The organism is Pontiella sulfatireligans, from assembly GCF_900890705.1.
GTDB lineage: Bacteria > Verrucomicrobiota > Kiritimatiellia > Kiritimatiellales > Pontiellaceae > Pontiella > Pontiella sulfatireligans.
Map to the genome: position 1 here is coordinate 119,197 of NZ_CAAHFH010000003.1, position 11,668 is coordinate 130,864.

The window sequence follows — 11,668 nt, forward strand, 5'->3', positions numbered from 1 at the left end:
GTCCGGGCACAAAAAAAACCGCCCGGCAAAGGGCGGCTTGGCATTTCCATAAAGCGGGAAACTAAGCTTTCTTCACTGCGCCGGAACGCAGGGCCTTCGTGGAAACCCATACACGCTTGACGGCTCCGTTTTCATCACGAACCCGTACACGCTGAAGGTTAGGCTTGAAAGTGCGCTTGGTTGCACTGGTCACGTGGAGACCGATTCCGCCTTTTTTCTTCGCCAAACCTTTACGGACGATACGACGTCCACTGATGGTTTTCTTCCCTGTAACTGCACATTCTCTGCCCATCTCAAATACCTCGGTAATGTTTCTTCAAAATTCTCTCTGATCAACAAGAGCAGGGAAATCTAAGCATTCCCGCCTGCTTTGCAAGTCTAAACCTGCGGTTTTTATACCCATCAAACCAGTTCAGAGAAAACCGCATTGCAGACAAACAGCGCTTCTGGGCTTAAAGCCAGCCGGTTTTCCCCTCTTTGGAGCAGCCCTTCCTCCTCCATTGACTTGATTGCATCGCCGCACAGCGCATCGGCATGATGGCCGGTCAACGACTCAAAACGGGCCAGATCAACCCCCTCGGTCATGCGCAGCCACATCACGAGGGTTTCGCGAGCCTTTTCCTCGAAGGAAAGCGTTTCCACTTCGTCAAACGGCCTTTCGTCCCGTTGCAGGCGGTCGCAATAGGCCTGCAAATCAGGAATGTTTCCAAACCGCCTGCCCCGCCAGTGCGAGTGGGCCGACGGCCCGCAGCCAAAATATTCGCCGCCCTGCCAATAGAGCACGTTATGCAGGCAACGGTTGTCACTTCGCTGCCGTCTCTCCGAGCCCGCCTCTCTTCGTGTCCGATTCTTTGCAAAATTGGAAATCTCGTAGTGGCCATAGCCGGCCTCTTCGAGCAGCGCCTTTACGGCAAAATAATTGTCGGCCTCTTCGTCGTCGCCCGGCGGCGAAATCCGCCCGGCATCGCGGTCGTGCGTCATCGGCGTGCCCGGTTCATAAATCAGATTGTAGTAGGAAACATGCTCCGGCCCTAGGTCCGCCAGCATCCGGGCATCCGCCAATATATCGGCCGGCGTCATTCCCGGTATGCTTTGGATCAGGTCAATGTTCACGTTGTCGAACCCGGCCTCGCGCAACATGTAGTATCCATCGATCGCCTCTTGCGATTCATGAATGCGCCCCAGCAGCCGCAGCGCCTTGTCGTTGAACGACTGCACGCCGATTGATACGCGGTTGATCCCGCCGTCGCGCATGGCCGCCAGCTTTTCCGGCGTCAGGGTTCCCGGATTCGCCTCGCTGGAAAACTCGACCACGTTCGACAGGTTGATGTGCCGGCGGATGGATTCCAGCATTTTGGCATAGTCAGCCGGCTCCAGCGCCGTCGGCGTGCCGCCGCCAATAAACACGGTGTCCGGCGCAAAATCTGCCGGGAGCCGCCCCAGCTCGACATCCAGGCAATGGAGAAACAAAGCGACGTTGTCCCACTCATCGGGCGTCATTTTATAGAAATCGCAGTAGCGGCACCGCGAAATGCAAAGAGGAACATGGATGTAAAGACCGGTCATGAGTAGGTTAATGGTTATTCGTTAGGATCTTACAGTCCAGCTCTTTGGCAGGCGCTTGCTTGCTTCCAAGCAACGACAAAGGGTTTTTAGCAGCTAATGAATGTAAAGCAACGAATTCTCCGTCGGTTTGGATTCGCTGCTTTTCATTAATTTGTTGCCATTCAATCTCTGATGCAGAGCCACCCGAGGGTATTGCCTTCGCTGAACTTGCCCTCAGAGTGTGTTCTTAGCTCCTAATAACCAATAACAAATAACAAATAACTGACTTTTTACGCTTGAGGCACACGTATCTTCTCGCAACTATACGTATGCCATGAAAACAAAACTCACCGTCACGATGGATGATGCGCTCATCCCAAAAGCAAAACGCTATGCACAGCAGCATGACCGCTCGCTGTCGAGCCTGATCGAGGAATCGCTCCGCAAACTCACCAGCGGCCAACCCGAAAGCTTTTCCAGCCAGTGGAAAGGAAAAATCGAAGTGGCCGAGAAAAAGGATGCGCGTTTCCAGCAGCTCGCGAAAAAATATCTATGAAAATTCTCGTCGATACGGATGTGCTGCTGGACGTTGCTCTTGACCGCCCTCCTTTTTCGGAACCGGCCGGCGAATTGATGGATCTGCTCCAACAGGGCCGTGCAACGGGATTTGTTGCGTGGCATTCGATATCGAACTTCTACTACATTTGCGCATCCAGCCAAAACGACAAGACGGTGCGCGCCTTTCTGGCCGACCTGTTCTCTTTCATCCAAATCGCACCGGTTTCCACAACGGACATGCAGCGTGCCCTATCCCTCAACATGAAGGATTTTGAAGATGCCATGCAGGCCGCCTCGGCATTGGCCTGCGGTGCGGAGATCATTGCCACACGAAACCTGCGCGACTACGTTAAATCGCCAATCAAAGCAAAGTCGCCCAAAGAGGCGCTTAGCCTAATTCAATAGTCAAGGCCCCTTCCTCAATGCCCAAAATACGACTCGACCAACTCCTCGTGCAAAACAATCAGGCCGACAGCCGCGAGCAGGCGCAGCGCCTGATCCGCGCCGGCATGGTGCGCGTCAACGAGCAGCCGGCCAACAAGCCGGGGCATCAATACCCGGACGACGCGACCCTTTTTGTGAAGCAGAAAGAAAGATATGTCAGCCGGGGCGGCCTTAAGATCGAGGGCGCGCACAAGCAGTTTGGCTTTAAGCTAGAAGGCGCCGTCTGCCTCGACATTGGCTCGTCCACCGGCGGCTTTACCGATTTCATGCTCCAGCACGGTGCGGTCAAGGTTTATGCCGTCGACTGCGGCACCAACCAGCTGCACTACAAGCTGCGCAAAGATCCGCGCGTGGTCGTGATGGAAAACACCAACGCGCGCTACATCACCACCGACGACATTCCCGAGCCGGGCGACTTCTGCAGCATCGACACCTCGTTCATCTCGTTGACCAAAATTCTCCCGCCGCTTAAGAGCCTTATGAAACCCGGTGGGCATATTATTTCGCTCATCAAGCCTCAGTTCGAGGCCGGCAAGAACCAGGTCGGAAAAGGCGGCGTCGTGCGCGATCCCGCCATCCATGAAGAAGTCATCGAAAAGGTCAAGGCATTCGGCACCCAAGAGCTCGGCTTCCAATGGCTCGGCCTCGCCACCTCCCCCATCACCGGCCCCGCCGGAAACGTCGAATTCCTCGCCTATTGGGAAGTTTGACCATCCAGAAAGCGGCTGCTCCTCTTGGATTTCAGGCAGAATAATTGGGTGGCAAAATAATTTTTCCTGCCCATGCGCAAAGGAAATTATTCTGCCCACCTCTCGCCCGCACAGAAATTTCCTGCGCATTGGCAGGTCTGATTATTTCGGTGTTTTTCTGAAAAACTGGATTGCGTTGCCCCTTACTTTCAGGCTCACTCTGCGGCGCTCGGGAAAAAGAACCCCGGGCGCAGGAAATCGCCATGCCAGAAACCAAGTCCATCCCACAGCAGGAAATCAGCAAGTCGCTTCGCAATAGCTCCTTAGCCGGCGCCATCGGCGTCTTCTTTTTCATGATCGTCCAGAACGGGCCGATTCCGCTGATGCTCGAAAAGCTGGGCGCCGGAGGCATCGCCATCGGACTGACGGCCACTTTGTTCCAGCTGGGCATGCTGATCCAGATTCCGGCGGCATTCTTCACGGAGCGGCTCGCCAGCCGAAAAATTTTCTGGGCCTCCACCACCATCACCGCCCGCGCGGCCATTGCGGTTCCCGGCATTTATCTGCTGCTCTTCCCCGACCGGCAGTCGCCGATGATCTGGCTGACGCTCACCGCGATCGGCGTATTCAGCTTTTTGGCTCAAACTAGCGGGCCCGTCTGGTTCAGCTGGATGGCCGACCTGATTCCCGACAAGGTTCGGGCCGGCTTCTGGGCAAAGCGGCAGGGCCTGTCCATGATTGCCAGCGTCGTCAGCGTCGCCCTGACCGGCTGGTTTCTGGATATGTTCCCTGACGACTCCATGGCTGGCTTCGGGTGGCTGCTGATTTTTGCTTCGTTCATGGGAATCATGGATATTGTGGTCCATTGGTTTGTGATGGAGCCACCGCCGAGCCCGGCCAACCGAACCCTCTCGCCGACGAAACGTATTCTTCAACCGTTGAAAAACCGCGACTTTCTCTTTTTCACGCTTTCCATGTGCATTTGGTTTTTCGGGCTCGGACTGTTCGGCCCGTTTCTCAACGTCTACCTGAAAACCACGTTCGGCATCACCTACACCCACCTCTCCGCCATCCAGCTGGCCGGCATGGTCAGCAGCGTGGTTTCCAGCTTCATCGGCGGCCGCCTGATCGACCGCGTAGGCCTGCGCACCTACGGCCTCGCCATGGTGGTGGCCATCCCGCTCTTCAGCGGCGTCTGGTTTTTCCTGAACGGCCGCGCAACCGGCCTGCTCCCCATTCTTGGAACCGTGCCCCAGCCGGTCATGATGCTCTGCATCAGCTCGCTGCTCGCCGGCGGGGTCTATGCCGCGGTCGGCATGCTGCAGCTCAACCTGCTCTCCACCCTCGCGCCCGCTCAGGGCCGCACCATGGCCATGGCCGTGCACTGGTCGCTCGTCGGAATTCTTTCTTCGGCCGGGCCGATTACCGGCGGATGGATCAAGAACTTCTTCACCGCGCACCCGCTCAACATCACCCTCTACGGCGGCACCGCGTTTTCCTACTTCCATGTGATCCTGCTGCTTCATGCCCTGTTGATCTGGCTGGTGATGCTCCCATTGCTGATGAAGGTTCAGAAAAAGGACGGCGAATGGCCGTTGGAAAAAGCGCTGGCTGATATTTTCGTCTTTACCCCGTTGCGCTCGGTTCGAAACGCCTACAACTTTAACCTCGCCGCTAGCACGGTGGCGGTCAATACAGTCAAGAAAACCGGCACCATCGCCATCCGCGCTGTAAAGGAGACGGTGGAAGCCGCCAGCCGCGCCGGCAAGGAGTCGGTGGAAAAGGTCAAAAAGAAGCAGGAAGAAAAACGTCCAAAAAACGGCTAGCCCACCGGAATGTCGTCGTCGGCTTCCACCGCCGGCACAACGACGGCTTCCGCCGGTTCATCCTGCAGCTGTTCGCTCGGCTCGATAACAATCGGAGCGGCGTTCGTGGCCGAAAGCCCTCCCAGCGCACCGCCCTCCAACCCCGGCAAGCCAGACATCGTAGATTCGGGCTCCGGTTCATCGCGCTCCTGAGGAGCCTGCCTTGGAAGCGAATCGGGATGCTCGCCGACCAGCTTTAGATAGGGTTCATAGGCCCACGGCGCAAAACGGCCGACGGTAGACGCCTTCAGCTCCACGATCCCGCCAATCACAGCCGCCTCGAAAATAAACAGTGCAACCACCAAAGCGGTCGCCACATATGCGGCCGGCATCGATCTGCGTGTTTCCAAATCTTTCATGGCCTACTGAAGTAATGGAGTTTGGCGCCCTTGTACACGCTTTTCTTGCGTTTGTTCTGCTTGACCCCCCCAACCGCCTTGGGCATTCTCGCCGGCTTATGAAAGCAAACGACTATCACGTAACGATGGACGCCCTTGTGAGTCTCTGCAAGCGGCGTGGGTTCATTTTCCAGACTTCGGAAATCTACGGCGGCATTAACGGCTTCTGGGACTACGGCCCCCTCGGCGTAGAGCTCAAGCGCAACATCAAGGCCTGCTGGTGGAAATCCATGACGCAGCTGCGCGAGGACGTTGTTGGCCTCGACAGCTCGATCATCATGCATCCCCGCGTCTGGGAAGCGTCCGGCCACGTCGGCAACTTCAAGGATCCGATGCTCGACTGCCGCGAAACCAAGAGCCGCTACCGCGCCGACCAAATCTTCGTGCTCAAGCACAAGACCGACGCCGAAGCCCTCATGTTCGCCTTCCACGAAAACGCACCGGCCCCGGCCGAGAAAAAGGTTAAGAAGGTCGCGAAAGGCAACGCCGCCGACTACGACCAAGTCGCCCTGCTCGACATTCCGCTCGAAGCCTACACCAAGCTCGTCGGCCCCGACACCAACGAACCCGGCACCCTCACCGAGCCGCGCGCGTTCAACCTCATGTTCAAAACCTACGTCGGCCCCGTCGAAGAAAGCTCCAATGTGGCGTACCTCCGCCCCGAAACCGCGCAGGGCATCTTCGCCCAGTTCGGCAACGTCTGCTCCACCGTCCGCAACAAGGTGCCCTTCGGCATTGCGCAGATCGGCAAGGCGTTCCGCAACGAAATCAACCCGCGCAACTACACCTTCCGTTCGCGCGAGTTCGAACAGATGGAACTCGAATTCTTCATCAAGCCCGGCACCGATGCCGAGCAGCATGAATACTGGGTCGCCGAGCGCCTCAAGTGGTACGAAAAGGTCGGCCTCCCCGAAGGACGCATGCACCGCGACATCCACGAAGGCGACGCCCTCGCCCACTATGCCAGCGCCTGCACCGATATTCTCTACGACTTCCCGTTTGGCACGCAGGAGCTCGAAGGCATCGCCGCCCGCGGCAACTTCGACCTGACCCAGCACCAGAACACCAGCGGCAAAAAACTCGAATACCACGACGAAGCGACCAAGGAAACCTACATTCCCCACGTCATCGAACCGTCCGCCGGCGTCGACCGCATCGCCCTCGCGCTGCTGTGCGAAGCCTATCGCATCGAATGGATTCCAAAAGGCAAAGACGGCGGCGAAGTCCTCACGGCCGAAGTCGGCGTTGAACGTGCCCCCGAAGGCTACGAAGCCCGCACCGTGCTGCGCTTCTCGCCCTGCATTGCTCCGTACAAGGTGGCCATCCTGCCGCTGGTCAAAAACAAGGAGCCCTTGGTTGAAAAAGCCCGCGGACTCTACGAGCAGCTTTCCAAGCGTTGGAAATGCTTCTACGACCAAACCGGCGCCATTGGCCGCCGCTACCGCCGTCAGGACGAGATCGGAACGCCGCTGTGCGTCACGGTCGACTTCGAAACGATCGAAGAAGACGATTGCGTCACGATCCGCGACCGCGACACCATGAAGCAGATCCGCCTGCCCATCGCCGAGTTGGAAGCCTACATCGCCAACATCGTCGACTTCTAAGGTTTCAATCCCTGGAAAAGCCCGCCCGCAACGGCGGGCTTTTTTGTTTGGCAGGGCGTGCTCGCCGAGCGCGCCATGCGGAGGACTCGGCCACCCGCATTGCGCACGGGCGGACGGCTCGGAGAGTTAAGGCACTCACTTGACGGAATAATTCAGAAATTTACCTATCTACTTCTGTCATCCGAGTTTATCGGTGGCAACAACTCCCGCCTGGTCGTTCTTGTGCGGTTCATTTCCGTTTCCAGGTTTACCTGCCCCACTCGTCAAGTCGAATGCCTCCGCTTCCAGTAATTCTAATTTTGGGACATGGCGAAAAGGTGCCGCCTGAACTTAGCCATTCTGATGGCGTAGGTCTGGCAAAAGCTCTGTGGCTGCGGCTGCCGGATCTACGGCTTCGCCTAAGTTCCGGCGTTACTGCTCCACAATTAGAATTGCTGCTCCACTTCGCTCCAGCTCGTCATCGCCATTCCGTGCGCTGGCTCGGACAGAGCCTCGCCCTCCAACCCTGTTCATGAAAAATCCAGCACAGCTGGCGGGGGTACTAAAACGAGGACAATGAAGAAGGCATGTAGTCCACAGCCTTTAGGCTGAATATGCGTGAGCAGGAAGCAGCTGCTCACGCCTCACCCGTCACTCGTCACGCTCAGAGCAAATCCAGCGGGCTCTTCGGCTTGCTGCTCATCTCCTTCACCACATGCGTATAAATCATCGTGGTTTCCAGGCTCTTATGCCCCAGCAACTCCTGCACCTCCCGAATATTCGTACCGCCCATCAGAAGATGCGTCGCAAAACTATGGCGCAGCGTATGAACCGTGGCGTGCTTATAAATCTCCGCGGCTTTAACCGCCTTCGATAACGCCCCCTGCATCACCTTTTCGCTCACATGATGCCGCCGTGTTTTTCCAGACCTTGGATCCACCGAAAGGTTTTTTGCCGGGAACACATACTGCCATTTGAACTCGCGCGGAGCATTGGGATATTTTTTATCCAGCGCGCCCGGAAGATAAACCGCCCCGAAACCCTTCTTCAGATCTCGCTCATGCAAATCCTTCACCTTTTTCAGATGCTCCTTCAGATCAGCCGTCAGCGAATCCGGAAGCAGCGTCGCCCGATCTTTATCCCCCTTGCCGCTCCGCACAAAAAGGAGATCATTTTCGAAATCCAGATCCTGCACCCGCAGCCGAATCGTCTCGGAGACCCGAAGCCCCCCGCCATAGGTCAGGCGCAACATGAGCTGCTTCGTCCCTTCCACTTCATTCAGGAGCCGCTTCACCTCATCCACCGAAAGCACAACCGGCAGCCGCTTGCCTCGCCGGGCGCGCACCGCGTCCACCTCAGGAACCTCAATCTTGAGCGTATCCTTAAACAAAAACATCAATGCGCTGAAGGCCTGATTTTGCGTGGAGGATGCCACATTTCTTCGGAGTGCCAAGTGCGAGAGGAAACTACGCATCGAACCCGTCGCCTTCCAGTCCAACCCCTGATCGGAAACATACCTGAAATAGCGGGCCACCCATTCCAGATAGGTCTGCTCCGTCCGGTAGGCATAATGCCGGATCCGCAGCAGCTCGCGCATCCTGCAGGCCGTCTCGCCGGCCTCCGCCGGCAGCGGTTCACCGGCCGGAACCGCAGGCGCGGCATCCAGCGGAGGGCGGTGCCCGTTGGCCTCGGGAAGATAAACATTCAGGTAGAGTTTCACCGCCTGTGCGGCCTGCCGTTGCCGCCACTCCTCCACCGAACCATCCCGCGCAAGTTGATCCGCAAAGCACATCACCTGATCCCGCCCCGAAAGCTCCTCAGCGGAAAACTCCGACAACAGAAAACGCCGTACCCAGCCCACATAGTACGAACGATACTTCTCTTCGACGAGATTTCTCAACTTCAAGAAATCCTCAAACTCCTTGAGATCAATATATTGCATCGACTGCTCCTTGTTTCGGAGATTATAAGAGGCTCTTATAATCTCCGATATACGTGGTTTTAGGAGCCTTTTCGCCCCAAAACCGACCTGTTCACCGATATTTGAACAGGATTATCAGAGCCTCTTATAACCCTGCTATTTCCGGTTTTTAAGATCATATCCATCCACAGTCTTATTCGCCCGGAACAAAATTTATATACTTTCTGGCAATAAGTATTTGAAGTTTTATCTCCAAAAAATTACGCTGTATTCAAATGAAATGCATTTAAAGAGAAGGAGCACGGGCCTCCTGCCGAAGCATAAAACGTCGATGCTTCGCTAAAAAAAAACCAAGGACGGTAGTTTGATGTCGCAAGAGAGCCAGACAGCGAAGATGCCAAAACCGGAAATTAAGAGGCTCTTCTAATTAACGTTCTCTTAGTAAAATGAAAATATACAAAACAATAATTACATCACTGTCTTTGCTCTTCTGTTTGCAAGGAATTGCCAATGCCGATAGTGAAGCAGCTCCATATCCATGGGTGACCACTTCAAAAAATGAAAAGATACTGTTCAAGATGGTTCCTCAGAAATTCCATTGGGAAAACGATGACAGAAGTCTGGTAGTAGACAGAGAAGCTTTCGGGATTGCTTATAAAATTGATGATAGCGGAGGTTTCGAGGAATTGTGGCGTGTTGAAGGTTGGTACGCCTTCGGGGGAGAAATATCTGACGATGGAAAATACTTCGTTCGCTATGGACCATGGGCCAGCGACCAAAAGGGGTTCACTGATCTAGCTATTGCCTTTTACGAAAGCGGAGAGTTGTTAAAGGAGTATCAGGTTCAGGAACTCATAAAGAATACAAACAGTCTTGAGCACTCCGTCTCCCACTACCAGTGGAAAGCTAGATCCCAGTCCAAACCCAATGGATTTGAATATCGTTCCTACTTTCATTTGGTCATGATTGATAAAACAGCCTACAGGTTTAATTATGAAACAGGAGAAATCGTAGATGTTGGAATAGATGTCAATGCCAAGTCTCCTACTGAGGCCAGTCATGAAAAGTTGGCCAGAAAAAATATTAGCGGGATCGGGATCTTATCAGAATCCGACTTCCAAGATGCGTATGAGGAACATTTCACCCTTTACTTTATTGAAGCGCACGAGGGAGAGATGTCTGACGTTCATTACAAAGACCCCGTTTGGGAAACGCATTTGCGTCCAAAGAAAAAATATTCGCACGTCTGTATCGGTTCAATGACACTGCCCATTCATGACGGAGGAGTTGTAAGGACTTCCATCACCCCCTCGGAAATTGACAATGCTTTTGAAACAGCCTTATCACATCCGTACATATTGCATCGTTTTGAAGGGGAAACATCACAGGCCCAACTAGTGCTGTATCTTCAAGAGGACTTACTTCACAAAAATACAAAGCATCTCAAGAATCAGTATAAAAAAGTCAAGAGAGCTGAACTGGCAGAAGAGAAGCTTCGTGATTGGACAGAGTTTTGGATTACTCCGAATTCACCTGAATGCACCTCTTTCTTTCTCAACACCAAAACAAAAGAGATCATATATTTCGACAGACCAAGCTGGAGTGCGCCATCTGTACTTTCTTTGGCAGGTCCTGACTGGAAAGAACAAACAAGAGAACCAGAACATTGACCCTACTCGGTACAACGCCCGGTGATCCGGTCAACGTTGGAGTCCCGAGCGGGTCATGTTGAACGTTGGGATGCGATAAAACTAAAACACATGAAAAAGAAAATATTCATTATCCAGCTTGCTGTAACTTTTTTTGTGAGTTTCATCATCGCATTAACGATGCGAGGGGAATCAATAGATTTTTGCTTTATGGAATATGCAGGAGTTATCTCTTCCTTATTGATTCCTGCACCATATTTCATCGCAATTGCAGTGGCTGTACTGGGAAGAATAGGTATATCTGCAGTCATAAATTTAGCACTCAAAAGATGGCCTATAGCTTCCATAATTATAGATGTGTTGATTACGTTATTGATCTCAGCATCGAATAATATTCCGTTAAGTTTTTAACCGTAAAAAATGAAAATATTTCCCAACCAGCAGGTCGAGCCTATCGTGACAACGCCCGTCGATGAAGTTGAAGCACAATCCACTCAGGCTCACCCGTAACGTTAGCGGATCATAAATAAAATGAATGAAGGTCAATCCATAATTCCTAGATACTTCCTCATGGGAACAGCCGGAATATTTGTTTTAAGAAATCAATCAGCCTCTCAATTTGTGAACACCATTGAAGGCACACCAGCCATTATAATTGGTTCAATATTATTCGTGGTTTCATCCTATTTCATTTTAAGAGATTATCTTTCACTTTCCAAAGTCGGGAAATCAGGCCTGACAGGATTAATGATCGTATTTTACATCGCCTTACTTTCAATGATTTGGATAAGCCCATCATTTGAAGAACTCAAGAAAGTTCTAATTTACAGCTCTCTAATTGGGATATTTATTGTTGGGAATATTTTTGAGCGAATTACTTATCGGGAACTAAAATGAAAAAATCGCTAACAATAAAGCAATGAAGTGATCTGTACTGAGGCACGAAGGGAACGATCAGCATCATTGTCAGGTTCATGTAAGCTGCGGAGAGGCGGCATGATTAAAGCGTCGGAGAC

Annotated in this window: 12 protein-coding genes; 7 read left to right on the top strand and 5 right to left on the bottom strand. The window is 53.4% G+C overall.

Annotated elements, in window-relative coordinates; translation table 11 throughout:
* Nucleotides 1–61 precede the first annotated feature (61 nt).
* Nucleotides 62–292 (bottom strand): 50S ribosomal protein L28, encoded by a 231-nt coding sequence (gene rpmB / locus SCARR_RS24930; RefSeq protein WP_136064960.1) that lies wholly within the window; start codon nucleotides 290–292, stop codon nucleotides 62–64.
* 110 nt (nucleotides 293–402) lie between these two features.
* Nucleotides 403–1,566, bottom strand: a complete 1,164-nt coding sequence (gene hemW / locus SCARR_RS24935; RefSeq protein WP_136064962.1) for a radical SAM family heme chaperone HemW — start codon at nucleotides 1,564–1,566, stop codon at nucleotides 403–405.
* A 313-nt stretch (nucleotides 1,567–1,879) separates the two neighbouring features.
* On the opposite strand from hemW, the gene SCARR_RS24940 reads away from it, so the two are divergent.
* The 4 genes from SCARR_RS24940 (at nucleotide 1,880) to SCARR_RS24955 (ending at nucleotide 5,062) form a co-directional block, all read left to right on the top strand.
* Nucleotides 1,880–2,101: a DUF6364 family protein gene (locus tag SCARR_RS24940; RefSeq protein WP_136064964.1), complete on the top strand. Its 222-nt coding sequence runs from the start codon at nucleotides 1,880–1,882 to the stop codon at nucleotides 2,099–2,101.
* A complete protein-coding gene (locus SCARR_RS24945; RefSeq protein WP_136064966.1) occupies nucleotides 2,098–2,508 on the top strand; it encodes a type II toxin-antitoxin system VapC family toxin in 411 nt (136 codons plus the stop codon). The genes SCARR_RS24940 and SCARR_RS24945 overlap by 4 nt, the downstream gene beginning before the upstream one ends.
* 17 nt (nucleotides 2,509–2,525) lie before the next feature.
* Entirely contained in the window at nucleotides 2,526–3,257 is a 732-nt protein-coding gene (locus SCARR_RS24950) for a TlyA family RNA methyltransferase (RefSeq protein WP_136064967.1), read from the top strand.
* 242 nt (nucleotides 3,258–3,499) lie between these two features.
* Entirely contained in the window at nucleotides 3,500–5,062 is a 1,563-nt protein-coding gene (locus SCARR_RS24955; RefSeq protein WP_136064969.1) for an MFS transporter, read from the top strand.
* Here SCARR_RS24955 and SCARR_RS24960 read toward each other — a convergent pair.
* Nucleotides 5,059–5,433 (bottom strand): hypothetical protein, encoded by a 375-nt coding sequence (locus tag SCARR_RS24960; RefSeq protein ID WP_136064971.1) that lies wholly within the window; start codon nucleotides 5,431–5,433, stop codon nucleotides 5,059–5,061. The genes SCARR_RS24955 and SCARR_RS24960 overlap by 4 nt on opposite strands.
* Nucleotides 5,434–5,558: 125 nt before the next feature.
* On the opposite strand from SCARR_RS24960, the gene SCARR_RS24965 reads away from it, so the two are divergent.
* Nucleotides 5,559–7,103, top strand: a complete 1,545-nt coding sequence (locus SCARR_RS24965) for a glycine--tRNA ligase (RefSeq protein WP_136064973.1) — start codon at nucleotides 5,559–5,561, stop codon at nucleotides 7,101–7,103.
* Nucleotides 7,104–7,746: 643 nt separating this feature from the next.
* Here the strand turns inward: SCARR_RS24965 and SCARR_RS24970 are convergent.
* Nucleotides 7,747–9,024 carry an integron integrase gene (locus SCARR_RS24970; protein ID WP_222846453.1) on the bottom strand — a complete coding sequence of 426 codons (1,278 nt, stop codon included), beginning with the start codon at nucleotides 9,022–9,024 and terminating at the stop codon, nucleotides 7,747–7,749.
* 425 nt (nucleotides 9,025–9,449) lie between these two features.
* On the opposite strand from SCARR_RS24970, the gene SCARR_RS24975 reads away from it, so the two are divergent.
* Nucleotides 9,450–10,673 carry a hypothetical protein gene (locus SCARR_RS24975; protein WP_136064975.1) on the top strand — a complete coding sequence of 408 codons (1,224 nt, stop codon included), beginning with the start codon at nucleotides 9,450–9,452 and terminating at the stop codon, nucleotides 10,671–10,673.
* A 53-nt stretch (nucleotides 10,674–10,726) separates the two neighbouring features.
* Here the strand turns inward: SCARR_RS24975 and SCARR_RS24980 are convergent, their stop codons facing one another.
* Nucleotides 10,727–10,963 (bottom strand): hypothetical protein, encoded by a 237-nt coding sequence (locus tag SCARR_RS24980; RefSeq protein ID WP_136064977.1) that lies wholly within the window; start codon nucleotides 10,961–10,963, stop codon nucleotides 10,727–10,729.
* 220 nt (nucleotides 10,964–11,183) lie between these two features.
* On the opposite strand from SCARR_RS24980, the gene SCARR_RS24985 reads away from it, so the two are divergent.
* Nucleotides 11,184–11,549 (top strand): hypothetical protein, encoded by a 366-nt coding sequence (locus tag SCARR_RS24985; protein ID WP_136064979.1) that lies wholly within the window; start codon nucleotides 11,184–11,186, stop codon nucleotides 11,547–11,549.
* Nucleotides 11,550–11,668 lie beyond the last annotated feature (119 nt).